Origin of the sequence: Actinomadura syzygii (assembly GCF_008085905.1) — a bacterium.
GTDB lineage: Bacteria > Actinomycetota > Actinomycetes > Streptosporangiales > Streptosporangiaceae > Spirillospora > Spirillospora syzygii.
On record NZ_VSFF01000006.1, the window covers coordinates 516,574 to 541,646 of the forward strand.

Here is a 25,073-nt window from a genome sequence, read left to right on the forward strand (position 1 = left end):
GGCGGGAGAGCCGGAGGGTGCGTTCACCAGGATCGGTTCATTCGAGGGTGGCTGCAATACGGTCGGGGGTGCGGCCGTTTCCTGCGCTCCCAACGGGAGCGTCGCGGTCACGGAAGCAGCATCGATTCCGACCGGGGGTTCTCCAGGCTCCCCCTGTCCTGAACTGAAGTGCTGGGAGGGATCAGAGTCTCCACTAAGACGTGGCTCGACGACGGTGTCCGAGCTCTGTCGTCCTGGGTCGAAGAACCCGTGCATGGAGGCGAGACCACCACCGAACAGGAGCGCCACCACCGCCAATACCAGAGCGACGCGCGTTGCCTGGGTTCGAAGCCCTGCCGCCTTGGGAACGTCCTCTACGGCCTTGGCCTGTGCCTGCACTGCCGGGCGGGAATTCGCCCTACGCAAACGGGGAAACCAGACCCGTCGCTCGGGATGAGGTGCTGGCAGTGGCTCAGGCGTCTCGGTGGATTGGACGGGGAACCCATCCGAGGTGAACTCGGTGACCCTCGTGGAGACGAGGAGCCTGTAGTCGACGAGTTCAGGGTCCAGAAGGCAGCCCGTCACCCGTGGCCGCAATTCTGGCGGGAGTTCGGGATCGGGCAGCAACCCATACACCTTGGTGGCTGAAACAGAGCGGGGGCGCAACGTCCCACAGACGGCACAACCTTCGGCGTGCTCCAACAACCGACCGTTCACTTCATGGATAAATTCGCCATGCCGCTCTCGGAGCATCCGGGCCCGTTCGGCGCAACCGTAGGGGCCGTGATGCGCGAGTATCTCGGCGGTCAACGCGCTTTCCAGTTCGTTGTGCGCGAGGTCGAGCGCTGATTGCGCGTCTGCGAGCGGCACACCGAAAACCGCTGCCAGATCTGGGACGGACAACTGATGCCTTACGCGCAACTCCAGAATCTCCCTGGAGAGCGGACCCAGGGCCAGCACCGCCTGCCACGCCATGATGCGCTGGTCGACGTCGTCCTGGTCGTGGCTCGCGACCGACATGTCCGGCGCCTGGTCCCTGGACGGCGGCCTGCGTACACATTCCAGTCTTGCGATCGCGTAGAGCCACGGCCCAAAGCGATCAGGGTCCCGCAACTCGCCGATATGCGCCTCGGCGAGGATGAACGCATCACGCAACGCATCCTGGGCCGCGTCCCTGGAACGCAACTGGAACCAGCAGTATGCGTAGAGCCGGTCGGCATGCGCGTCGTACACGGCGGCAGCGGCGTTGGGCTCACTCCCAAGCAGCGCCTCTACCAGGTCATGGTCGTTCATGTCACCGAAGGTAAAGGTTACGAGCGTTGTCTAGTGGCCAATCCGACACATCAATCTCAGGTGTCGGGTGCCATTCTCATACTTCGCCGATACTTATCCAGGTAATCACAGATGAGGAGTTCATTGGGGTTTGCCGCATATCTACTAGATGGATCGTTCGAGGAAGACCAATTCGATTCCCTCATCGGAGGGAGGATTCGTTCAACGGCCGCCGCTATGGCCGCGACCTCTGCGGTGGTCTGATTGACCGGCCGACAGGGCGAGGGCGCGGGATCGCCCTCTGCATGACGCGTCGCTCCCATCGATGCTCCGCGGCGAAGGCTCGACTCGATCTTGAATCAAAGTTGACACTGTCATCGTGACAGTGTCATCATTGCTGCATGGATGTCGTCTGGACGATCACCGAGCTGGCCGAGAGCGCCGCCGCGGCCCTCGCCGCGGACGGGTCAGCGCAGGTCAGCGGCCGGGTGCGCGACGTGCCCAACGAGCGGCTGATCCGCTGGTACACCACGATCGGCCTGGTCGACCCGCCGTTCGGCCGTCGCGGACGCACCGCCCTGTACGGCCCACGCCACCTCCTGCAGCTCGTCGCGGTGAAGCGCCGCCAGGCCGCCGGCCGCTCGATCGCCGAGATCCAGCTCGAACTCGCCGCCGCCACCGACGCGACCCTCGAACGCATCGCCGGTCTCGCCCCCGCCGAAGGCCGACCCGACGCACTCCCGCCCAACTCGGAGCTACCGGACGGACAACGAGAGCGCGCGACTCACACCGACACCCCGGCGCCCCCTCTTTCCGACGGCAGCGAACCGCCACCCGACGATCCCGCGAACATTCCGCCGACCGATTCACACGCCCCAGAGACGCCCGTCCCGACGCATCCCACAGCCAGCGCAGCGAGCAGAGCGGCTCGGAGCGGCTTCTGGAAGAACCGTCCCGACCTGGCGTATGAACGGGCCATCGCGGCCGACGACTTCGACAGGCCACGCCCCCCGGTCGTCCAGGGTGTCCGGCTCGCGTCCGGTCTCACCCTTCTCCTGGACGTCCCCTCACTGAGCGGCGGAGACCTCGCTGCCATCGAGCACGCCGCTCGCCCGCTGCTCGACGAACTACACCGACGGGGCCTCCTCACCGACGAGGAGAGCCTCGCCCCAAGCCCCGCGTCCATGCCCGTCGATCCCTCCCGGAGGTCCACGTGACCGTGCGCATACTGCCGCTGCCCGACACCGCGTCGCCGGAGCCCGATCGCGGTCTGGGCGCGCTCACCACCGACAGGGGCAACCTGCCGCTCGACTCCGTCGACGTACACGCCTCCATCACCGGGCTGGCCGCCGGAATCGAAGTCGTCCAAGGATTCCGCAACCCGTTCGACGTGCCGTTGGAGGCCACCTACGTCTTCCCGCTGCCCGACCGCGCCGCCGTGACCGGGCTGCGCATGGAGGCCGCCGACCGTGTCATCGAGGGGACGCTGAAGGAGCGCGGCCAGGCCCGTCAGGACTACGACGCCGCTGTCGCCGCGGGTCAGCGTGCCGCGATCGCGGAAGAGGACCGTCCGGACGTCTTCACCATGCGGGTGGGCAACATCCTGCCGGGCGAACGCGTGACGATCAGGCTGACGCTCGACCAGCCGCTGCCGCACGAGTCGGCCTCCAGCGCGACGTTCCGTTTCCCGTTGGTCGTCGCGCCGCGCTACATCCCCGGCGCACCACTGGACGGCGAGCGCGCCGGTTCCGGCATCGCCGACGACACCGACGCCGTCCCGGACGCCTCCCGGATCAGCCCGCCGGTCCTGCTGCCCGGCTTCCCCAACCCGGTGCGGCTGGCCGTCACTGTCGACATCGACCCGGCGGGGTTGCCCCTGACGCAGATCCGCTCCGCGCTGCACGTCGTGGCCGAGGAGCGCGACGACGAGAGGACAACCGTGCGGCTGCGGCCGGGGGAACGCCTCGACCGCGACTTCATCCTCCGCCTCGACTTCGCTCCGCAGGAGAGCGCGGCACTCTCCCTGGTTCCGGACGAGTCCGGCGAAGAAGGGACGTTCAGCCTGACCGTTCTGCCCTCCGGGGACGTGCGGCCGAATCCCCGTGACGTGGTGCTCATACTCGACCGGTCCGGCAGCATGCACGGCTGGAAGATGATCGCCGCCCGCCGCGCCGCCGCCCGCATCGTCGACACGCTCCGCGCCGAAGACCGGTTCGCCGTCCTGTCCTTCGACAACAGCATCGAAAGGCCGCGCGACCTCGGAACCGGGCTGGCCGAGGGCAGCGACCGCAACCGGTTCCGCGCGGTCGAGCACCTGGCGGCGGTGAGCGCGCGGGGCGGCACCGAGATGCTCGCCCCGCTCGACGAGGCATGCCGCCTGCTCGCGGACCCCGCGCGCGACCGCGTGCTCGTCCTCATCACCGATGGGCAGGTCGGCAACGAAGACCAACTCCTGGCCCGGCTGGAACCGCATCTGCACGGCGTGCGCGTCCACACCGTTGGGATCGACCGGGCGGTCAACGCGGGCTTCCTGAACCGCCTCGCCGCCATCGGCCACGGACACTGCGAACTGGTCGAATCCGAAGACCGCCTCGACGAGGCGATGGAGCACATCCACCATCGCATCGCCGCACCACTGGCGACCGGCCTATCTCTGCACCCCGACGGGTTGGAGACCATTCCCGACTCCGTGGCGCCCGCCCGCCTCGGCGCGCTCTTCCCTGGCGTGCCGCTGGTGATCACGGGACGTTTCCGGGGCACCGCGTCCGGCTCGCTGTCGGTCCGTGGCACCGCGTCCGACGGGACGGCCTGGGAACAGCACGCTGCCGGAGCCGTCGGTGACGGCTCGGCCGCCACGTCCATCTGGGCTCGCGCGCATCTGCGCGACCTAGAGGACCGCTACACCATCGGCGGTCCCGATGACCTGGAGCAGCGCATCATCGATACGTCTCTCAGGTTCGGCGTGCTGTGCCGCTTCACCGCATTCGTAGCGGTGGATAGCCGTGTGGTCGCCGAGGGCGAAACCCCGCACCAGGTCGTCCAACCGGTCGAGACACCGAGCGGTTGGACGGCGCCGACACCCGCCGCGCCGAGGATGACGTACGCCGCGTTCTCCGCCGCCCCGGAAGCGGCCATGCCGCCGAGCGCAGCCCCACCGCCCGCCATGCCTCCGGCGCCCGCCGGCCCGCCCCCGACCGGATATGGCTTCGCGCCGGACACTGCCCGGCCCCGGCGAGGATCCGCCCGTCCGCTCGCCAAACAACCCACCGGGTCGGCTCCATTGCACCGCACTCGCACCGTGCCTGCCGAAAAGGGCTTTCAGCAGGAGCTGGCTACCGTCCTCGACCGCCTCCGCCAGGTCCCGGACGCACACGACCAACGCATCCACCAGTTGATGAGCGAACTCCTCCCCACTCTGGAGTCGATCGTCCAACGGATGGAGGCGGAACAGCTCGACACCAGAACCCTCGCCGACCTCCGGGACGAGTTGCGCCATCTGACGTCAGCATCCGACCAGCCAACCGTCGACGCCCAATGGGCCCGGGCACTCCAGGTCCTGAGCGACTTCACCCAAGAACAGAAACCCCGCCGCCCCTTCTGGAAACGAGGTTCCTAACCGCGGTCGAAGTTGCGGCGGCTCCGCAACCCATCCAGTTGGAGGTCGTCGGTGGGGACAGGGCGAAAAGAAGTGCGGGGACGCACTGCGAACAGTGCGTCCCCGCTGGGTCGGATCGGTCAGGCGTGCTTCGGACGGTAGTGGCGCAGCAGCGGCACCAGGTTCAGGACGAGGCCGACAACGGCGACGGCGCTGACCAGGTTGACGCCCGGGTGGAACTCGCCGAAGCCGTCACCACCACTGGCCGTCCCGCCCGCGACCAGGGCGGTGACCAGCGCCAGCACCAGGGCGGCGCCGACCTGGCCCGACGTCTGGACGAGCCCGGACGCGAGGCCCTGCTCGGAGTCGTCGATCCCGTCGGTCGCCTGTCCCATGATCGAGCTGAAACCGAACGCGAACCCGCCGCCCAGCAGCAGCATCGTCGGCAGGATCGTGAACACATAGTGCGGAGCGTCGCCTGCCGTGGCCAGGAACCAGACGTAGCCGAGGGTCAACGACGTCATGGAACTGATGATCAGCGGGGCGGTGCCGTACCGGTCGATCAGACGGCCGACGAACGGGGAGCCGAAGGCCACGAGAAGTCCCGCCGGGAGCAGGCCCATGGCCATCTTCAGCGGCGACCAGTGGAGCACGTCCTGCAGGTAGAGCGTCATCATGAACTGGAAGCTCAGGTACGACCCGAACAGCGCGACGATGCTCAGGTTCGCGCGGACGATCGAGCCCGCCCGCAGGATGCCGAGCCGGATCAGCGGGTGCCGCACCTTGTTCTCGGTGACGAGGAACGCGGCCAGCAGCACGACCGCGAGCAGGGCCGAGCCGACCGTGACCGGGTCGAGCCAGCCCCGGTCGGGAGCCGACACGACGGTGTAGACGGCGAGCAGCATCCCGCCGGTGAGCGTGACCGCGCCGACGAGGTCATGACCACCGTCCGCGGCGGGCTTGTCCCGCGGGATCAATGCGATGCCCGCGACCAGGGCAATGACGGCAAGAGGCACGGGCGTCAGAAACGTCCAACGCCAGCCGAAGCTGGTCAGCAGCCCGCCGAGGATCAGTCCGGACGAGTAGCCGCTCGCGCCGAAGACCGAGAAGACGGACAACGCGCGGTTGCGCGCCGGTCCCTCATGGAAGGTGGTGGTCAGGATGGAGAGCGCGGTCGGCGCGGTGAACGCGGCGGCGAGCCCCTTGACGAAACGGGTGGCGATCAGCAACGTGCCGTCGTTCACGAGTCCGCCGATGAGTGACGCGACGGCGAACACGGCCAACGCGGTGAGGAAGACCCTGCGGCGCCCGAGCAGGTCGGCGGTACGCCCACCGAGCAGCAGGAGGCCCCCGTAACCGAGGACGTAGCCGTTGACAATCCACTGCAGCGACGTCGTGGAGAGACCGAGCTCGGTACCGATCGACGGAAGCGCGACGCCCACCATCGAGACGTCGAGTCCGTCGAGGAACAGCACTGCGCAAAGGACGGCGAGGACCCCCCACAGCCGGGGAGTCCAGGTCTGTTCGGCCGACGCGCCGTCGGCGGCCGGCGCACGGACGGCGGAGGCAGGTGAGGTGTCAGTCATAGTCACGTCGCAGGACAGTACATGCACATGCATCAAATGTCTACGCACTAAATTCTCTGGAATCTAATTCAGGTGCATCTAATGTGCGTGCATGGTAGGATGCGCCGCATGAAGGCGGAGGCTGCACTGGTCGGCCGGTGGCGCGAGCTGGCGACCTGCTACAACACGGTCGCGTGCGCCCTCGACCGCGCCCTCCAGGACGCCCATGGGCTCAGCATGAGCGAGTACGAGACGCTCGACCGCCTCGTCGACGGCGACTGTGAGAAGCGCCGCATGCAGGAGATCGCCGCGGCCATGTACCTCAGCCAGAGCGCCCTCTCCCGCACGGTCGCCCGCCTTGAAAAGCACGGCTACGTGCAGCGCGGCCTCTGCGAGAACGACCGCCGCGGAGTCATCGTCGAGATCACCGAGGCTGGCCGCCGCTGCCACGCCGAGGCCCGCGACACCCACCTGAAGATCCTCGCCGAGCACCTCACACCCAGCCCGTCAACGCTGGCGCACACATAATCCGGCGGAAGCCTCAGCACTGACGCTGGTCCTTTGACCTCGCCCACCCCGTAAGCGCCGTGCCCAAGCGTCCAGACATGCTGGCTCTTGAACTCCGTGGGTGGCGCGCGAGTCCGGAATGAGCATCCCGGTGGCTCGTGCAAGGGGTCGTTAGGACCGTGCCCGTGAGCGCCAGCGCGCCAGGTTTCGTCGCCTCCGGCGGTGCGGGGGCCACGATCACCACGCGACGGCTAGCAAGCACCTTGGATGTGCGCGTTATGCGTCACACCTCGCCCCGGCACCTGATGGAAGCGTGTTCCGGCGTACCGCACCATGGACGCGTTCCGAGTCAGAAGCCCCGGGTTGTCGTGTGGCTGCGACGCGACGTTTCGGGCACACAGCAGCGCGTGATCTGATTTCGTGAGTTGCGTCATCGGGTCTTTGCGTGGTTCATGGACGAATGCCGTTGCGGCGAAGGCAGACGCTCCGGACCAGCCGCCAGGCGCGACCCTGCGGCGCGTCCGTCGCGCAAGGAACATGGTGCAACCTGCCCCGAAGCCGTGTCGCCAACGGTCGGTCCAAGACAAGATCCCCGGCCAAGGGAGCCAGAGCGGAGGCGTTTGTGGGTTCTCGCGTGTTGCTCCGCCGTTTGCGGGCGGCAGACGAGGAGGAGTTCGTCCATCTCGCCCAGCAGAGCGCGAAACTACACGGGAGATGGGTCAGGACGCCCACCGATGCGGAGGGCTTCCGCGACTATCTGGGACGGTTCGCGGATCCCATGGTCGGCGAAGCACTGTTGATCAAGCGGCGCGACACCGGAGCGATCGCCGGTCACGCCACACTCACCGGCATCGTCCGGGGGCCGTACGAACGAGCGGTTCTCGGTTTCGCGGCATTCGCCCCGAGTGCGGGACAGGGCTTCATGACAGAGGGAGTCGGACTGACTGTTGTATACGCCTTCGACCAGTTGGGCCTGCACCGCGTCGAGGCGGACATTCAGCCAGGCAACGAGCCGTCCCGGCGACTCGTCCAACGCCTCGGATTCCGGCGCGAGGGCTTCTCCCCCGACTTCATCAACATCGGCGGAATCTGGCGCGACCACGAACGCTGGGCGATAACCGCGGACATGACCGCGGACCTCCCCCACTGCACCTCAAGAATCCTCCCCTGACCCACCACCCGATACCGGCATCCGCACGGCTGGTCTTCGCGTCCACCGCGGGCACCGAACGGAACGCAACAACGTCCTGCGCTCCTTTCGGGCCGTCCTGGCCAAGACGACCTGGGCCCGGACCAGTGGACACCGCGGGAGCTACGGCACAGCTTCGTGTCAGTGCTGTCCGACGCCGGAGTCCATCGAGGGACATCTCACGGCTGGCCGCTCACAAGAGCACGGAGTCACCGAGACGGTGTACCGGCACCAGATCCGCCTGCGCACTCCTGGCTGGCGCCGAGGCGATGGACGACCTGTTCCCCTCCACAATCGAGGACCGATAGTCAGCCCAGGTGGTCAGTCAGTCATGCGAAAGGCCCATCGCGGATGATCGCGGTGGGCCTTTGAGGTGGAGCCGCCTATCGGAATCGAACCGATGACCTATTCATTACGAGTGAATCGCTCTGCCGACTGAGCTAAGGCGGCGCGCCGTGCGGACACGGCTGAGGGAAGTCTACCGGGTCCGCGGGGGTGAGTGCGCACCAGTTGTTCAGCGGCAGGTGGTGCCGTCCTTGGGCGGGTCCGCGTCCAGGAGGTACTTGTTGGTGGCTTCGGTGATGCACCGGTTGCCCTGCAGGTAGGCGGTGTGGCCGTCGCCGTCGAAGGTGAGGAGGACGCCGCTGGAGAGCTGGCCGGCGAGGTTCTGAGCCCACTTGTACGGGGTTGCTGGGTCGCGGATGGTTCCGATGACGACGATGGGAGCGGCGCCCTTAGCGGCGATGGGCTTCGGCTCCTGTTTGGTCTGGACGGGCCAGTAGACGCACGGTAGGCCGCCCCAGACGACGAAGGAGCCGAAGCGGGGCGCGACCTCCTGGGCTTCGGTGGCGGACTTGCCGTAGGTGGTGATGTCCGGTGGGTTGGGCTTGTCGACGCAGTTGATGGCCATGTTGGCGTCGGTCTGGTTGCTGTAGCTGCCATCGGACTTGCGTTCGACCATCTCGTCCGCGAGGGTCAGGAGCATGGTGCCGTCGGATTCTTGGGTGGCCTTGGTGAGGGCCTGGCGTAGGACGGGCCAGTACTCCTTGACATAGAGGGCCCTCGCTATGCCCATGACGGCGAGGGATTCGGTGACCTTACGTGGGTCTCGGGTGTTCTTGAGGGGTGTCTTGTCTGTCTTGGCGAGGAGGGACGAGACCGTGGCCAGGACGGCGTCGACAGTGTCGCCGAACCGGCAGAAGCCCGCCTTGACGCAGTCCTGGGCGAAGGCACGGAGGGCGGTCTCGAAGCCCTTGGCTTGTTCGACCAGCATCTCGGTTGAGGACAGTGTGGGGTCGACCGCTCCGTCCAGGACGAGGGCGCGGACGTTCTTAGGGAACTGTTCGGCGTAGTACGCCCCGAGGTAAGTGCCGTAGGAGGCGCCGTAGTAGGTGAGCTTTGTGTCGCCCAAGGCGGCGCGTATGACGTCCATGTCGCGGGCGGCGTTGACCGTGCCCACGTGAGGGAGTTCGGCAGCGGCCCGTGCCATGCAGTTGTCGGCGAACTCCTTGCCTTCGTCTGCGAGCACTTTCGTCTCGTTGCGGTTGTCCGGGGACACGTCGGTGGCGAAGAACCTGTCGAGCTGGGGTCCGGTGTTGCAGCGGACGGGGGCGCTTGCGGCGACACCACGCGGGTCGAAGCCGACGATGTCGAAACGGCGGCGGAGGTCGTTTCCGAATGCTCGCGCCGCCTGACGGACGAAGCCGACGCCGGTACCACCGGGGCCGCCAGGATTGGTGAGCAGCGAGCCGATCCGGTTGGACTTGTCCTCAGCCGGGAGCCTGATGACGGAGAGACCGACCTTCTCGCCGGTCGGTTTGGCGTAGTCCAGGGGGACTTGGACGGTGGCGCACTCGAAACCGCTACCGCAGCTCTTCCAGGACGGCTTCTGTGCGTAGAACGAACCGAGCCCCGCGGGGGCACTCGCTGGGGTCGCGGTCTCGTCCGCTTCGCCGTCGTTGCATCCGGTGGCGGTCACCAGAGCGAGCATGGTCGTCACACCAATGAACTTGGCTGCTCGCACCTGGACCCCGTCTCGTCGTAGCGGAACGTGTGCTGCCGCCTACGCTAAGTCGGCATGGCGGCAGAGACTACTTCCTTCCGTACTTGTGTTCAATGCCGTCGAGCAGCCAGTTGAGGCCCTGCTCGAAGTCGTCCTGGATGACGATGCCCGCGTCGAAGAGCGGCTTGAGGTGAGGGAACTCGCCGGTTTCCATGAGGATGCGGACGTACTCCTGCTCTACCAGGCTGGTCTGCGCGCGTTGCAGACCGTCCATCCCGGCTTCGCGGACGTGCTGTTCCCGGAGGGTGTACCCCAACATGTAGTAGTCGACCGTTGTGATGATGGCGAGCATGCTCTCCGGATCGTCGGCGAGCCGGGAGGCGGCCGCGAGGGACTGCTCCGCGTGGCGCAGACCGTTCGGTCCTACGCGGGGCGAAAGACGGCTCAACTCGAACATCCATGGATGCTTGAGACCGACCTCGCGTTCCCTGCGCGTTATGCGAAGCATCGCTTCGCGCCAGTCGTCCGGCAGTTCGCCTTCGAGGAGGACCTCTTCGGCGACCTGGTCGTACATGAGGTCGAGAATGTCCTGCTTGGCCGCGATGTGGGTGTAAAGGCTCATCGCGCGGACGCCCAACTCGTTCGCGATGCGGCGGATCGACACGGCCTCCAGACCCTCGGCATCGGCGATGTTGACCGCGGTTTCGATGATCGCCTCGCGCGTCAGCTTCGGGCGACGACCGCCGCGCGGACGTGTCCACACGTCGCCTGACCTCGAAACATCTGCCATATCAGAGATCGTAACCGATACGCCGTATGGATACGGTGTACGGACCGCTCGATACGGTGTACGGTTGAACCGATACGGCGTACGGACGAGAGGCGACCGGATGACCACCACCGAGGACGAGGCGCCGGCGACCAAGGAGAACATCGACCCTCACCTGCGCAATCTCGCGATCGTCGTACTGCTCGGCGCGATCATGACCGTCCTCGACAGCACGATCGTGAACGTCGCGGTGACGACGCTGGGCAAGGATTTCGACACTTCGCTGTCGACCATCCAGTGGGTGGTGACCGGCTACACGCTCGCGCTGTCGATGGCGATTCCGATGACCGGCTGGTCGGTTCAGCGGTTCGGCACTCGGACGATGTGGGTGTTCTCGCTCCTGCTGTTCATCACCGGGTCCCTGCTGTGCGGGCTCGCGTGGTCACTGCCCTCGCTGGTCGCGTTTCGCGTGTTGCAGGGCCTCGGCGGCGGGATGCTGATGCCCGTCGGGCAGATGATGCTCGTCCGGGAGGCCGGCCCGAGCCGCATGGGACGGGTGATGAGCATCGTCTCGGTGCCCGCGATGCTCGGGCCGGTGCTGGGGCCGCTGCTCGGCGGCGTGATCGTCGACAACCTGAGCTGGCGGTGGATGTTCTTCGTCAACATCCCGTTCTGTGCCGTCGCGCTGCTCGCCGCACTGCGGATGCTGCCGCGCGACACCGAACGCAGCAAGGACGCCCGGCTGGACGTCCTCGGGATGCTCCTGCTGTCCCCCGGCCTGGCGGCCCTGGTGTACGGGCTGTCCGAGGCGGGGAACGGGGCGAGCCTGTCCGGGCCGCGCTTCCTCTGCGGCGTCGTCGGCGGGGGCCTTCTGGTGGTCGCGTTCTTCGTGCACGCGCTGCGCAGCGGCGACCGCGCGCTCATCGATCTGCGCCGCGTGAGCACCCGCGCCTTCGCCGGCGCCACGGGCGGGTTCTTCCTCTACAGCGGGGCGATCTTCGGCGTGATGATCCTCATCCCGCTGTTCGCTGGAATCGTCCGCGGGGAGTCGGCCCTGGACGCGGGCTGGCTGCTGGCCCCGCTCGGCCTCGGCGCGATGATCACGATGGCGGTGTCGGGACGGCTGGCCGACAAGTTCGGCGGACGCTCGTTCGCGATCGGCGGCGTTCTGCTCGTCCTCATCGGCATCATGGGGCTCACCACGCTCGACCCCGACACCGGCAGCAAGCTGATCATGGCGTGCATGCTCCTCGTCGGACTCGGCCACGGCTTGATCACTCCCTGCCTGATGGCCCTGTGCTATCAGGGGCTGCCGCGGGAGGCCGTGCCCGCCGCGACGACGGGGGCGAACATCCTGGTTCGGGTGGGCAGCTCGCTGGGCACCGCGGTGGCGGCGATCATCCTGCAGATCGCGATCCGCGGCGAGATCCCGGGCGCGTCCGGGAACCTGGCCGAGGCCGCCGCCCAGCACACCGCCGAGACGCCGACGCTGCTGACCAACGCCTTCACCGAGACGTTCTGGTGGGTGGCGGGCGTCATGCTCCTCTCCCTCCTCCCGATCTTCGCCATTCCCCGCAGGCCGAAGGAGGTTCCGGTTACGTCCACCTGATCTGACAGCGGGCACGCCACCTACGAATGGAGCGGACATGCCGCAGAACCCAGCACACCAGCGCCTTGCCGAAGCGCGTGCACCCTGATGGCGACGAATTGGTCGGTGAGGCTTTGACGGACTGGGGTTCGCTGATTGCCGACGGTCCAGGCTGCACGAGGGCGCGGAGTCGAAATAGGGCGAGCGCCGGAACGGTTGCGGTGGCATGAGCACATCGCGGAAGACCAGTGTTCGGATCGAGGAGAGCGGTAAGCGTGTCCGCGCTTATCTAGGCGGTCACCTGGTGGCCGACACCGTTAGGCCGGTTCTCGTCTGGGAGATCCCCTACTACCCGGCGTACTACGTTCCAGTCGATGATGTGCGGGCCGAGCTCGTCGAGGACGGGCCGGGCAAGCATTCGCCGAGCCGCGGTGACGCTACCGCCTACACGGTGAAAGTGGACGGCACGGAGAGGCCGGGCGCCGCGCTTCGGTACAACGACTCGCCCATCGAGGAGCTCCGCGGGCTCGTCCGCCTGGAGTGGGACGCGATGGACGCCTGGTTCGAGGAGGACGAGGAGGTCTTCGTCCACCCACGTGATCCCTATACGCGAGTGAACGTATTGGCTGCGTCACGGAACGTCCGGGTCGAGGTGGACGGGGTGACGGCCGCGGAGTCGTCCAGCCCGCGGCTGCTGTTCGAGACGGGGCTGCCTGTGCGCTACTACCTGCCGAAGACGCACGTCCGGATGGACCTGCTCGAACACACCGACACGGTGACGCGCTGCCCGTACAAGGGCACGGCTGAGTACTGGTCCGTGCGCGCGGGCGGCAAGGTCCACGAGGATCTGGCGTGGTCGTATCCGACTCCTCTGGAGGAGAGTCGAAAGGTTGCCGGGCTGGTCTGCTTCTACAGCGAGAAGGTCGACATTTTCGTCGACGGAGTCCTGCAACCGCGTCCGACCAGTCCATTCGCCTAAGCCGCGCTCCCCGCGCACGCCCTAACTGCGTCGCGGTTCCATTTGCGCTCTGACCTTGGACGAGTCGAACGTGGAAGTGACAGGCCGCTTCGTCCAACCGAGCCGACATGCACTAACCGTCGAAATCCTCTCTGGGGGTGTCTCCATCGACGACAGTGACAGCCTTAAGCCCTGGCGTAGCGGGCTCTATCCGCTTGGCCCCGAGGCATGGACTCTACTCAGGCCCCAGCTTCACCTCGGACAACTCTTGACCGGCACCGTCGTCTGGGTTCCCCGGCGCGCGTACGCGGGCATCGGCGTCGAACTCGGCCTCCCCGTCGGCGGCTTCGTCGACGTCCTGCACCTTCCCGATGACTTCACGCGCTGGCCCGTTGAAGGCACCACCTGCGACTTCACGATCTGGTCGATCGACGAACGGCCCCAGATACGGCTGATGCCCGCCGACCCCGGCCATCGCCGCGAGGACTTCGACGACTGGCTCCAGCGACAAGACTCTCCGGCGGCCGCGGCATTCCGAACCAGAAGTGGAGCCAAAACTCGCCCGGGGTGACAGCGGCCGACCGCCTGGGCAGTCTGATCGTCGGTCAGCGGGCGTCCGCGACCCGCTAGGGGTGGCTGTCTGTAGCCGTCTAATGGTGCTCCGCTAGCGGAGGGCCATCCAGCCTCGCGTTCTGCTGACCGCTGGTCGGTAGAACGCTCGCGACCGGCGGGACCAGCGCGGCCGGGGCTCTCCAGATGCGCACCCCCGCCGACGATCGTCCAGCTATGGATGGTGTTGCCAGCCGCTGATCGAGAGGCACGCGTGAGCGGCGGATTGAGCGCTGACGGTAGCCCTTCGGAACGCCGCCTCGTCCAGCCAGGTGCTCCGATCAAGGTGATCGGTGAGCGTCCGCGACTGGCGGGCGGGTGTGACCGGTGGCTCTTCATGACGTGCGTCGGTGGCGGTGGTCGTTCGGCCGAATGTTCTGCTCACTGCTGGCGGGTAGGCACCTTCGGCTGGCGGGGCGAGCATGAGCGGTAGTCCTTCGGAACGCGCGCGCCGTTGGCGGTGATCGTCTGGCCGGGAAGCTCTGAACACTGTGTTCTTTGCGGTGTTGTGATGCCGGTCGCTTTTTGGTGGTCGGGGGTTGAGCGGGTTCCTACGGTTCCGTAAGTTACGCAAACGTAGGTTGGGCTCCATCCCGGGAGGCATCGTGGGTGCGGCATCGCGGCGTGCGGGGCGGTTCGGCGGCGGGTCGCGGCGGGTCGCGGGGGTCGCGCGGCGGCTCACCACGCCGCTCCTGCCGGAGGACTATCTCGGGCTGGTCAACCCGCTGTGGTCGGCGGACGAGTTGCGCGGACGGGTCGAAGCCGTCCGGCATGAGGCGCCCGGTGCGGCCACGCTGATGATCAGGCCGGGACGGGCCTGGCGGGGGCATCGTCCGGGGCAGTGGGTCAAGGTCGGCGTGGACGTCGGCGGCGTGCGGCACTGGCGGACGTTCTCGCTGTCGTCCCCGCCGCGCCGGGACGGGCGCATCACGATCACGGTCAAGGCGGCGCCGGACGGGGTGGTCTCCGCGCATCTCGTCCGGAATGTCCGGCCGGGGACGATCCTGCGACTCGCGGCGGCGGACGGGGACTTCGTGCTGCCCGCGTCCGTCCCGCGAAAGCTGCTGTTCGTGACGGCGGGCAGCGGGATCACGCCGGTCATGGCCATTCTGCGGCACCTTCGCGGGACGAAGGACGCGGTGCTTGTTCATTCGGACCACACCTCGGGCGATGTCATCTTCGGGGCCGAGCTTCGTGGGATGGACGGGCTGCGCCTGCACGAGCGGCACACGGAGGCGGACGGGCGGATCAAGCCGTCCGACCTGGGGCTGATCTGCCCGGACTGGGCCGAGCGGGAGGCGTGGGCGTGCGGTCCCGGCGACATGCTGGACGATCTCACCGCCCACTGGCGGGCCGCGGGAGTCGAGGAGAAGCTGCGCGTCGAGCGGTTCCGGACCGTCCTGGACGGCGGGGACGGCGGCGAGGGCGGGCTCGTCCGTTTCGCCCGGAGCGGCGTCGAGGTCGAGGCCGACGGAAAGACCCCGCTGCTGGTCGCCGGGGAGGAGGCCGGGGCGCTGCTGCCGAGCGGCTGCCGGATGGGCATCTGCCACTCCTGCGTCGGGCGGCTGTGCTCGGGCAAGGTCCGCGACCTGCGCACCGGCGAGGTGCACGGCGAGGAGGGCGAGATCGTGCAGACGTGCGTCTCGGCCGCCGCCGGTCCTGTGGAAATCGAACTCTGAAGGAGGACGGACATGACGACCACCACGGCCCATCTCACGGCCGCCGACTACGACGCCATCGCCCGCGAACTGGACGCCCTCCGCGACGAGATCGCCGCCGACCTCGGCGAGCGCGACTCCGCCTACATCCACCGGGTGATCCGCTGGCAGCGCGGGCTGGAGGCGGGCGGCCGGGCGCTGCTGATGGCGTCGTCGGTGCCGCCCGCCTGGGTCGCCGGGACGACCGCGCTGACCCTCGCGAAGGTCCTGGAGAACATGGAGATAGGACACAACGTCATGCACGGCCAGTGGGACTGGATGCGTGACCCGAAAATCCATTCCACGACCTGGGAGTGGGACAACGTGTCCCCCTCCGCGCAGTGGAAGCACACGCACAATTTCGTCCACCACACGTTCACCAACATCCTCGGCAAGGACCGGGACATCGGCTACGGGCTGCTGCGCATCGCGCCTGAGCAGGAATGGCGGCGCATCCACCTCGCCCAGCCGGTCCTGAACGTGCTGCTGGCGATGTTCTTCGAGTACGGCGTCGCGATGCACGACATGGAGGTCGAGGAGGTCCAGGACGGCACGCACGACCCCAAGGTGACGAAGGAGAAGGTCCGCGCGATCGGACGCAAGATACGCCGCCAATGGGGCAAGGACTATCTGGCGTTCCCGCTGCTGAGCGGTCCGCAGTTCTTCTCGACGCTGGCGGCGAACTTCACCGCGAACGTCGCCCGGAACGTCTGGGCCCACACGGTCATCTTCTGCGGGCATTTCCCCGGCGACATCGAGTTGTTCGAGGAAGAGCGGCTGGAGGGCGAGACGAAGGGCGAATGGTACGTCCGGCAACTCCTCGGCTCGGGGAACATCTCGGGCGGGAGCCTGTTCCATCTGATGACCGGCAATCTCAGCCACCAGATCGAGCACCATCTGTTCCCGGACATCCCGAGCAACCGCTACGCCGAGATCGCGCCGCGCGTCCGGGCGCTGTGCGCGAAGTACGACCTGCCGTACCACACGGGGTCGCTGTCGAAGCAGGTCGCGAGCACGTGGAAGAAGATCTTCCAGTACTCGGTGCCTCCCCGGGCCGCGCGGGCGCGCGGGCGTAAAGGAAAGGCGCTGCCTCAGCCGAGGGCCTGGGCGACCGGCAGGTAAAGGCGGGACGGATCTCCGGAGATGGGCTCCCCGTATTCCATCACCGTGGTCGTGAATGCGGGACGCAGGCCGTGTGCTTCGGCCCAGTCGACCAGTTCCGGATGGCGGTGGTCGATGTCGAGCCGGGTCAGGCCGTCCGGCGGGACGACCTCCTCGATGAGGGCGATCGCGGTTTCGGCGTCCAAAGCGATGACCGGGCCGATGACGGCCTGGTCGCCGTTCCGCCATACGCCTCCGAAACCCTTGATCCCGGAGCCGTCCCGGACGACGCGGAATGATTCGCAGAACGCCGGAAGGCCGTTGAGCATCAGCGAACGGTCGGCGCCGAAGACTTCCGCGTCCAGGGCATGGATGGCGGGCATGTCGGCGTCCTCCACAGGGACGGACACTCCGCGTCCGGCCAGGCTCCCGGCCTCTCCCGTATAAGTGGTGCAAAGGCCGACCGTGCGGAATCCGAGGCGTTCGTAGAGAGGACGTCCGTAGTCGGTGGCGGTCAGGCAGAGGCTCGCCGTCCCGGCATTGTCCATGGCGTGGCGCATCATCCGACCGCCCAAGCCCTGCCGTTCATGGCGTTCGGCGACCAGCACCATGCTTATGGCGGCGACGTCCTTGCCGTACGGCGTGGACACGACCGTCCCCGCGAGCTCACCGCCAGAGCCATCCACGCCGTAGACGTCGCCCACGGAGAACAGGAACCGCCATTTGCGGTCCTCGGGCCCCCAGTTCCGGCCGATGGCGAGCCGCTGGCAGGCGGCCAGATCGTCGATTCCCAGCAGCCGCACGGGCCGGTTCGACACCGGTGAGATCATGCCCGGGACGCTAGGTCACCCGCGTCCCGGCGCACAACTGAAATTCAGTAGACCTCGGCGCCGAAGGCATTCAGCACATCGGTGACCGGCTTGTAGAAGGACGATCCGCCCGAAGCGCAGCCGCCCTGGCCGCCGATTCCGACGCCGAGGGCCATGTCGCCGCTGAAGTAGGGCGCACCCGGATTGTCGCCGGGTTCGGCGCAGATGGACGTCATCGCCAATCCCGTGATCGTCCCCTCGGGCGTGTTCACGGCGATGTTGAGCGCCTTCACGGTGCCGCAGCGCCTGCCGGTGGTGGAACCGCTGGTGCAGACCGTCTGCCCGACGGTGGCGCGGCCCGACCTGGTGATGTCCTGCGACCCGGGGAAAAGGTGGACGCTGCCCGGCCTTTCCACGTGCGGGTCGGTGTAGCGGGCGAGTCCGACGAGGCCGTTCACGGCGACGACCGTGCCGAGCTCGATGGTCAGGCCCGGGTCGCCGTAGAGGTTCAGCCCCTGCTTCGCGCAGCCGCCCGCGGTCAGGAAGGAGTAGGCGCCGCCCCTGCGCACGTTGAAGGCCAGCGTGCAGCGGACGCCGCCGGGCGCGAAGATCGCGTCACCGCCCTCGGGCCCGGACGGAGCGGGAGCGGTCCCGGACGCGGCGGACGCGGCCGGGGCGAGGGTGACGATAACGGCGGTGACGCCGGTGGTAAGCGCGGCGATACGGAATCTCACGGGGCCTCCTGCGGGGGATTAGGCGCCCAGGACACGGGTTATCCGGAATGCTGCGGAATTCCGGCCGTCCCGGCAAGGGGACGAAAGTGCCAAGATCAGCCGCGGCCGTATATCAAGTTCACGACCACGATCGCGAAAAGCCCGGTCAGCCCTCGTCCGAGTTGTACTGCGCGTCGTGCTGCTTGCGCGGCGAGCAGACCGACGCGGACGGGCAGGAGCAGCGTCCGCCGCCGTTCAGCCGGACGGTCACCGTGTCCGCCGGGACGTTCCGTCCGATCACCTGGCCCGAGCCGTTCGGCGTGTCCACGCGGGAGCCGAGCGACGGCATCTTCTCGTGCGCCTTCACGTATAGCGGGTGCTCATATTTCAGGCAGCACATCAGCCGCCCGCAGGCCCCGGCGATCCGCAGTGGATTGACGGGCAGATCCTGGTCTTTCGCCATTCGGACGGAGACGGGCTCGAAATCCTTGAGGAAGGTGGCGCAGCAGAGGTCGCGTCCGCACGGGCCGATACCGCCCTGGAGGCGGGCCTCGTCGCGCGGGCCGACCTGGCGCAGTTCGACCCGCGCCTTGATCCCCCGGGCGAGGTCGCGGACGAGGGCGCGGAAGTCCACCCGGTGCGGCGCCGTGAAGTAGATCTTGAAGACGTTGTCGGCGTCCAGGAAGTCGACGCCGATGACCTTCATCGGCAGGTCGTGCTTGCGGATCAGGCGCTTGGCGATGGAGCGCCCCTCGGCGCGGCGGCGGCGGTTGGCCTCGTCGCGGGCGAGGTGCTCGTCGGCGGCGGGTCCGGCGCATTCCGGCAGGTCGCCGATGTCGTCGGACACCCACTGCGGCGCCCACACGCATTCGGCGACCTCCGGCCCGGAGTCGGTGGGGACGAGGACCTTGTCGCCGACGCTCGGGCTGTGCGGACCGGGGTCGAGGTAGTAGAGCCGGCCGTAACGGGTGAAGCTCACTGCCATCACCATGCCCACGGTTTCGCTCCGTTCGCCCGGTTCCGTGCGTCCCACTTTAGGACGTCCGCACCCGTCCCTAAACGGGGCATCCGGACTGAAAAAAGACGATCACCAGGCGAGCATGCGCCAGCCGGCCGTCACCAGGCGGCGTCGGCCAGGTCCCTGCCGGGGACGGGTCGCGCGTCCTGGACGTAGAGGTCGCCCGCCGAGGCCAGCACGCCCTTCCCGGTGTGGGCGGGATGCAGGCCGGTCAGGGCGCCGTCCACCTTCTGCCGCCACAGCACCTTGCCGGGCCGGCCGGTCAGGCTGTACGTCTGCACGGAGAGCTGCGAGTTCTGGACGAAGCCCGCGACGAAGCCCCGTCCGTCCCGGCTGAGAACCGCCGTGGACGCGCCCTTCGGGAGGGTCAGGACGACCTTGCTGACCTTGAGGTCGCCCCCGGCGCCGCGCAGGTCGAGCGCCCGCACCTGATGTCCGGCCTCACCCGGACCGCCGACGGGGCTCCACACGAACGAGAGCGTCGTCCCGGCCCAGGACAGGGCGCTGAGCCGTCCCGGCGCGCGGGTCGTCCACGCCTTGCGGGCGCCGGACTCGGCGGACACGACGGTCACGCTGCCGCGCGCCCCTCGGTAGGTGACGTAGGCGACGCGGTCGCCGTCCGGGCTGACGGCGAGGTCCGACCAGGAGGTGGACGCGCCCGCGACGGCGGCCTTGGAAAGGTCCTGGAGGTCTTTCGGACGTCCGTCCGCGTCGAGGTGGAGGCGGTGGAACGCGACCCTGCCCGCGGCGTAGGACGCCACGACGTACGAGCCGTCCTTCGCGGCGGCGACGCGGTGGAAGCGGCGGCCCTGCGGCGCGGCGACGGGGAGCCCGACGTCGGCGCCGGTGCGGACGTCCCGGACGATCAGCGCCGTCCCGGTCGCGGCGACCCCGACCACGAACCGCGGCTCGGTCTTGCGCGCCTCGGCGGCGGGCTTCGCCTCGTGCTCCTCCTCGGCGGAGCGCTGGTGGCGGTGCACCACGTCGAGGCCGCCCGCGACGAAGAGCGCCAGCGCCGCCGCGGCACTGAGCGGGACGGCGCCCCGCAGCGAGCCGACACCGAGACGCGTCCCGGGGGATGGGTCATCGTGCTTGCCTTCCATGGGGTCGCCCCGCACCTGCCTCTCTCGAAAGTTCGCCCGTCGTTTCTATCTCATCTACCTCGCGACAAACAGCCATCAATGCGGAGTTATCGCGTCGCAACGAAGCCGCGCCGCCCGCGTGCCGCCCGCGCGCCGCCCGTCAGCCGAGCGCCGCGCGGGCGGCCTCGGCCAGAGTGGCACCATACGTCGTACCGAACAGCACCACATGCACAAGCAGCGGATGCAGCTGGTGCAACGGGATACGTGCGCGCCACCCGTCGGCGAGCGGGGCGGCCTCGTCGTAGGCGGCGAGGACTCGGTCGAGCTGCGGCGTGCCGAACAGCGCCATCATCGCAAGGTCGGTCTCGCGGTGGCCGCCGTGCGCCGCCGGGTCGATGAGGAGCGCGCGGTCGCCGGTCCACTGGACGTTCCCCGACCACAGGTCGCCGTGGATGCGGCTCGGCGGCTCGGGCGGACCGGCGAGCGTCCCGATGTCCTCGATGACCCGCTCGACGAGCCGGATCTCGCCGGACGACAGGTGCCGGGCGCCGTCCCGCAGGTACGGTTCGAGCCGCCGCTCCGCGTACCAGGCGGGCCAGTCACGGCCTTCGGAGAGGGTGTTGTCGAGGGGCAGGTCGGCGATGAAGCCGTCCCACGGCGCGCCGTACTCGGCGGGACGGCGGCCGGTGTGCAGGGCGGCCAGCTCGCGTCCGAACCGCTCCGCGGCGGACGGCGTCGGCGACGCGGGCTCCAACCACGGCAGCACGAGCATGTGCTCGCCGGCGGCGACCACGTCCGGGACGGGCGCGTCCGGCCCCGCCTCCCCCAGCCAGCGCAGCCCGGCGGCCTCCGCCGCGAACACTCCCGCCTGGTCGGACGCGGCCTTCACGAACACCTCGCGCCCGTCGGCGAGGGACGCGCGGTGCAGCGTCCACGCGTGGCTGGAGCCGAGGCCGCGCACGTCCTCGACGCCGAGGCCGAGGAGCCGCGCGAGCCGGGCGCGCACTCAGCCCTCCTTGAGCGCCGCGCGGATCTCCTCAAGGAGGCCCGGCATCGCCGCCTCCACCTGCTCCAGGACGAGGTCGAAGCCCGCGTCGTCGCCGTAGTACGGGTCGGGGACGTCGAGGTCGGCGCCCGCGTCCGGGTCGAACTCGCGCAGCAGCCGGATCCTGCCGCGCGCCTCCTCGCCCGGGGCCATGGCGCGCAGGGCGTTGAGGTGCCCCTCGTCCAGGGCGACGATCAGGTCGTACCGGTCGAACCAGCCGGGCTCGAACTGCCGGGCGAGGTGCGCCGACCGGTAGCCCGCCCGGCGCAGCGTCTCGACCGTCCGCTCGTCGGCGCCGTCGCCGACGTGCCAGGAGCCGGTGCCCGAGCTGTCGACCTCGGCGTCCAGACCCTCCTCCGCCACGTGGTGGCGCAGGACCCACTCGGCCATCGGGGAGCGGCAGATGTTGCCCGTGCAGACGAACGTGACTCGGTACGGCATGCCTCCATCATGCCCGAGGCCCCGAAACGAACGGCCCCCGGCGGGGAAGCCGGGGGCCGTTGCGAAAAGGACGGTCAGCGTCGGACGGCGTTCAGCGCGTCCACGATGCCGCTGCCGAAGAACCCGTTCTGGCCCTTCGAGCCTTCACAGGTCTGGGTCGACGTGTGCTTGACCCACTTGCCGTCCTGCTGGGTGTACCAGACGTACTCGAACGACCGCGGGTCCGGGCAGTCCTTGACGGTCGCGGTGCCGCGCAGGATGCCCTCGACGACGCGCGGGTCGAGGGTGAGGCCGCCGTCGCGGTCCCGGTGCCCGTACCGGCTGACGATGAGGGCCGCGACGCCGACCGCGTGCGGCGACGCCATCGACGTCCCCTGGATCGACTGGTAGTAGGCGCACTTGTCGCCCTTGCAGCTGCGGATGATGTTCGGCGTCTTCGGCGTCCCGTCGGCGTTCAGCTCGCCGCGGGCCTTCGCCAGCCGCTCGGGGTAGGCGGCCCAGATCCCGGCGCGGTCGTCCGGACGCTGGTCGGTCGTGTCGACCTTGTCGCCGCCGGGCGCGGCCACCGCCACGTACCCGTTGCCGTAGCTGCTGTAGTACGACTTGCGGGTGCTCGGGCCGGTCGCCGAGATCGGGATGACGTGCTCGCCCTCGGTCGGCATCGACACGCAGCTCGCCGGGACGGTCCGCTCGTACGGCGTCTCCCCCGGCTCGGACGCGAAGTCGGGGCTCGTGGTGTCCACGTTGGTCTTCGTGTAGTCGACCTGCTCGTTGCCCGCGGCGGAGATCAGCGTGACGTTCCGCTCGTGCGCGAAGTCCAGCGCCCGCTGCACGGCCGTGATGATGGTGCGCTGTTCGAGCTGGTCCTCGGGCTTGTCCGCGGGGTTGTTCGCGCAGTTGTAGAGCCAGGGGTCCACGTAGTACGACATGTTGACGACGTCGATGCCGTTCTTCGCCGCATACGTCAGGCCGTCAACGGTCGGCTGGAGGAAGAAGTAGCCGGAGTCCTGCCCGACGCGGATGTTGACGATCGAGACGTTCGGCGCGACGCCCGCCATGCCGAGCCCGTTGCGCGGCGAGGCGATCGTGGACGCGACGTGCGTGCCGTGGTCGTTGTCGTCCCAGTCGTTGGGGTCGACGCACGACTTGAACTCGCACGGCCCGTCGACCTCCGCGCCGTTCGCGTCGGTCGGGATGTCGGTCGTGAAATTGCGGCTGAGTTTGCGGTTGAAGTTCGGCGCGATGTCGGGGTGGTCGCCGTCCACGCCGGTGTCGAGGACGCCGACGAGCACGCGCTTGTCGCCGGGCTCCTTCTTGTACGAGCCGTCAGCCGTCGCGTGGATCTGCTTCATGTCCCACTGCAGATCGGCGAGCGGCTCCTTGTTCTTGGACGGCTTTCCGGCGAGGGCCGCCCTGGACTTGGTGCCGACCGTCCGCTCGACGTTCGCGGCCTTCTTCTTCGGCGTCTTCGGGGCCTCGCCGATGACGCGGTTGCGCGCGGCGCCGTCCAACGCCCGCTCGCGCATCGCGGCGTGGAGGAACCCGGGGTTGTCGGAACGGACGGTGGCGACGCCCACGTCGGTGTTCTCGCGGACGATCGAACCCCCGGCCGACCGCACCGCGCGGTGCGCCGAGTCCGGGGAGACGCCCTCCTTGTAGAGGACGACGTACTCCGACACCTCACCCTTCGCCTGCGTTGGGTTCGGAGCCGCTGACGCTGGGAACGCGAGCGCCGTCACCGTCGTGACGGCGCACGCCGCGGAAATCAAGGCTCGCCGCAAAGCAGACCTCCTGGCCGTTGGGGAGCAGACCCGAGAAATGGGGACCAAGCCAGGCGAAGGTACGCGAGTTCCCGTTGAGAGATGCGAACGGTTATGTAACGAAAAGGGAGATCTCATGTAAGCCGGGGTTCCGGACGTCCGTCCGACACCCGAAGGGCCGCCCGGCAGCGCTCCAACCCCGGGCGCGCGGTGCGGGCCGCGGTTCAGCCGGTGCGGAGGGCGAGCGTGAGCGCCTCGACCGCCAGCAGCGGGTTGACGTTCGCCTCCAGCCGCTCCCGGCACGCCATGATCGCGTCGAGGCGGCGCAGCGTGTCCTCCGGACGCCCGTTCCGCGCCGCCGTCCGCAGCTCGGGACCGAGGTCGACGTTCACCAGCTCGCTGCCCGCGCCGAGCTGCAACGTCAGGACGTCCCGGTAATAGGACGCGAGGTCGAGCAGCGTCCGGTCGAGCGAGTCGCGCTTCAGCCGCGTCGCCCGCGATTTCTGCCGGTCGGCGAGCTCCTTCAGGGCGCCCGCCGTCCCGCGCGGCATGCGGCCCTTCTCGCTCTCGCCGAGCGCCTTGCGCAGCGCCGTCGTCTCCCCGTCGTCCAGCTCCGCGGTCTGCGCCGCCGCCTCCGCCTCGGCCGCCTTCACGATCGCCTCCGCCGCCGCGACCGCCGGGCCCACCGACGTCAGCCGGCGCGGCACCGCCATGACGGCCTCGTACCGGCCGCGCGCCTCCGGGTCCGTCGCGAGGCGGCGCGCCTGCCCGACGTCGCCCTGCGCCATCCGCGCCGCCGACTCCGCCGCGCCCGGGGCGACGCCCACCCGCTGGACCAGCATGTCCGCGACCGCCCGGACCGGCGGCGTCCGCAGCGTCACCACCCGGCAGCGCGACTTGATCGTCACGAGCAGGTCGTCCGGGGACGGGGTGCAGAGCAGCCAGAGCGTCCGCGGCGGGGGCTCCTCGATCGCCTTCAGCAGGACGTTCGCGGCCGGTTCCGTCGCGCGGTGGGCGTCCTCGAACAGGGCGATCTGCCAGCGTCCGCCGCTCGGCGCCGTCGACGCGCGCAGCACCAGCTTCCGCGCCTGCGCCGCGCCGTACGACAGCCCGGCCGGACGGATCAGCTCGACGTCCGCGTGCGTCCCCTGGAGGACCTGGTGGCAGGACGGGCAGTGCCCGCAGCCGCGCGGCGTCTCCTCGCACTGGAGGGCCGCCGCGAACGCGCGGGCGGCGGTGGAGCGTCCCACCCCGGGCGGGCCGGTGAACAGCCAGGCATGCGCGAGACCGCCCCCGCCTCCCGCGGCCGCCGACAACTGCGCGATGACCGGCTCCTGGCCCACGAGGTCGTCCCACACGCTCATGGTTCAAAGG

At 68.8% G+C, this 25,073-nt stretch carries 21 protein-coding genes, 1 tRNA gene and 1 pseudogene; 10 read left to right on the forward strand and 13 right to left on the reverse strand.

Annotated elements, in window-relative coordinates:
* Positions 1-699 precede the first annotated feature (699 nt).
* On the forward strand, positions 700-828 hold the full coding sequence (locus FXF65_RS45890) for a hypothetical protein (protein ID WP_281288915.1): 129 nt from the start codon (positions 700-702) through the stop codon (positions 826-828).
* Positions 829-1,038: 210 nt separating this feature from the next.
* On the opposite strand, the pseudogene FXF65_RS46245 reads toward FXF65_RS45890, so the two are convergent.
* Positions 1,039-1,272 (reverse strand): annotated as a pseudogene (locus tag FXF65_RS46245) (RNA polymerase sigma factor); the annotation flags it as partial.
* Positions 1,273-1,652: 380 nt separating this feature from the next.
* Here FXF65_RS46245 and FXF65_RS45320 point away from each other — a divergent pair.
* Positions 1,653-2,468, forward strand: coding sequence for a helix-turn-helix domain-containing protein (locus FXF65_RS45320; protein ID WP_148351042.1), 816 nt, complete (start codon positions 1,653-1,655; stop codon positions 2,466-2,468).
* On the forward strand, positions 2,465-4,867 hold the full coding sequence (locus FXF65_RS17660) for a VIT domain-containing protein (protein WP_148351043.1): 2,403 nt from the start codon (positions 2,465-2,467) through the stop codon (positions 4,865-4,867). Before FXF65_RS45320 ends, FXF65_RS17660 begins: the two co-directional genes overlap by 4 nt.
* Before the next feature lie 119 nt (positions 4,868-4,986).
* Here the strand turns inward: FXF65_RS17660 and FXF65_RS17665 are convergent, their stop codons facing one another.
* Positions 4,987-6,432 carry an MFS transporter gene (locus FXF65_RS17665; RefSeq protein ID WP_222868627.1) on the reverse strand — a complete coding sequence of 482 codons (1,446 nt, stop codon included), beginning with the start codon at positions 6,430-6,432 and terminating at the stop codon, positions 4,987-4,989.
* A 108-nt stretch (positions 6,433-6,540) separates the two neighbouring features.
* Here FXF65_RS17665 and FXF65_RS17670 point away from each other — a divergent pair, with 108 nt between their 5' ends.
* Positions 6,541-6,939, forward strand: coding sequence for a MarR family winged helix-turn-helix transcriptional regulator (locus FXF65_RS17670; RefSeq protein ID WP_148351045.1), 399 nt, complete (start codon positions 6,541-6,543; stop codon positions 6,937-6,939).
* Positions 6,940-7,552: 613 nt separating this feature from the next.
* Positions 7,553-8,089, forward strand: a complete 537-nt coding sequence (locus tag FXF65_RS17675) for a GNAT family N-acetyltransferase (RefSeq protein ID WP_281288917.1) — start codon at positions 7,553-7,555, stop codon at positions 8,087-8,089.
* A 392-nt stretch (positions 8,090-8,481) separates the two neighbouring features.
* On the opposite strand, the gene FXF65_RS17685 is transcribed toward FXF65_RS17675, so the two are convergent.
* The 3 genes from FXF65_RS17685 to FXF65_RS17695 all read right to left on the reverse strand — a co-directional run bounded on the left by FXF65_RS17685 (position 8,482) and on the right by FXF65_RS17695 (position 10,899).
* A tRNA-Thr gene (locus FXF65_RS17685) sits at positions 8,482-8,557 on the reverse strand.
* A 64-nt stretch (positions 8,558-8,621) separates the two neighbouring features.
* Positions 8,622-10,085, reverse strand: coding sequence for an alpha/beta hydrolase (locus FXF65_RS17690; protein ID WP_246198855.1), 1,464 nt, complete (start codon positions 10,083-10,085; stop codon positions 8,622-8,624).
* A gap of 112 nt (positions 10,086-10,197) precedes the next feature.
* A complete protein-coding gene (locus FXF65_RS17695) occupies positions 10,198-10,899 on the reverse strand; it encodes a TetR/AcrR family transcriptional regulator (protein WP_187412354.1) in 702 nt (233 codons plus the stop codon).
* A 100-nt stretch (positions 10,900-10,999) separates the two neighbouring features.
* Between FXF65_RS17695 and FXF65_RS17700 the strand changes: the two genes are divergently transcribed.
* From FXF65_RS17700 to FXF65_RS17720, 5 genes are all read left to right on the forward strand, one after another.
* Positions 11,000-12,487, forward strand: a complete 1,488-nt coding sequence (locus tag FXF65_RS17700) for an MDR family MFS transporter (protein WP_187412355.1) — start codon at positions 11,000-11,002, stop codon at positions 12,485-12,487.
* Between the two features lie 205 nt (positions 12,488-12,692).
* Positions 12,693-13,445, forward strand: coding sequence for a DUF427 domain-containing protein (locus FXF65_RS17705; protein ID WP_148351049.1), 753 nt, complete (start codon positions 12,693-12,695; stop codon positions 13,443-13,445).
* A 247-nt stretch (positions 13,446-13,692) separates the two neighbouring features.
* Positions 13,693-13,995, forward strand: coding sequence for a hypothetical protein (locus FXF65_RS17710; RefSeq protein WP_148351050.1), 303 nt, complete (start codon positions 13,693-13,695; stop codon positions 13,993-13,995).
* Between the two features lie 643 nt (positions 13,996-14,638).
* Positions 14,639-15,712: a ferredoxin reductase gene (locus FXF65_RS17715; RefSeq protein ID WP_246198859.1), complete on the forward strand. Its 1,074-nt coding sequence runs from the start codon at positions 14,639-14,641 to the stop codon at positions 15,710-15,712.
* Positions 15,713-15,724: 12 nt separating this feature from the next.
* Complete coding sequence (locus FXF65_RS17720) at positions 15,725-16,852, forward strand: fatty acid desaturase family protein (protein ID WP_148351051.1); 1,128 nt, start codon at positions 15,725-15,727, stop codon at positions 16,850-16,852.
* Here FXF65_RS17720 and FXF65_RS17725 read toward each other — a convergent pair.
* From FXF65_RS17725 to FXF65_RS17760, 8 genes are all read right to left on the reverse strand, one after another.
* Entirely contained in the window at positions 16,822-17,661 is an 840-nt protein-coding gene (locus FXF65_RS17725) for a GNAT family N-acetyltransferase (RefSeq protein WP_148351052.1), read from the reverse strand. The genes FXF65_RS17720 and FXF65_RS17725 overlap by 31 nt on opposite strands.
* Before the next feature lie 44 nt (positions 17,662-17,705).
* Positions 17,706-18,374: a S1 family peptidase gene (locus tag FXF65_RS17730; protein ID WP_148351053.1), complete on the reverse strand. Its 669-nt coding sequence runs from the start codon at positions 18,372-18,374 to the stop codon at positions 17,706-17,708.
* Between the two features lie 145 nt (positions 18,375-18,519).
* Positions 18,520-19,338 (reverse strand): PSP1 domain-containing protein, encoded by an 819-nt coding sequence (locus FXF65_RS17735; RefSeq protein WP_378234435.1) that lies wholly within the window; start codon positions 19,336-19,338, stop codon positions 18,520-18,522.
* A 131-nt stretch (positions 19,339-19,469) separates the two neighbouring features.
* Positions 19,470-20,474, reverse strand: a complete 1,005-nt coding sequence (locus tag FXF65_RS17740; protein ID WP_148351054.1) for a TolB-like translocation protein — start codon at positions 20,472-20,474, stop codon at positions 19,470-19,472.
* 139 nt (positions 20,475-20,613) lie between these two features.
* Positions 20,614-21,459, reverse strand: a complete 846-nt coding sequence (locus FXF65_RS17745) for a fructosamine kinase family protein (RefSeq protein WP_148351055.1) — start codon at positions 21,457-21,459, stop codon at positions 20,614-20,616.
* A complete protein-coding gene (locus tag FXF65_RS17750; RefSeq protein WP_148351056.1) occupies positions 21,460-21,939 on the reverse strand; it encodes a low molecular weight protein-tyrosine-phosphatase in 480 nt (159 codons plus the stop codon).
* A gap of 74 nt (positions 21,940-22,013) precedes the next feature.
* A complete protein-coding gene (locus FXF65_RS17755; RefSeq protein ID WP_246198860.1) occupies positions 22,014-23,618 on the reverse strand; it encodes a S8 family peptidase in 1,605 nt (534 codons plus the stop codon).
* Between the two features lie 305 nt (positions 23,619-23,923).
* Positions 23,924-25,063, reverse strand: a complete 1,140-nt coding sequence (locus tag FXF65_RS17760; protein ID WP_148351058.1) for a DNA polymerase III subunit delta' — start codon at positions 25,061-25,063, stop codon at positions 23,924-23,926.
* Between the last annotated feature and the right edge of the window lie 10 nt (positions 25,064-25,073).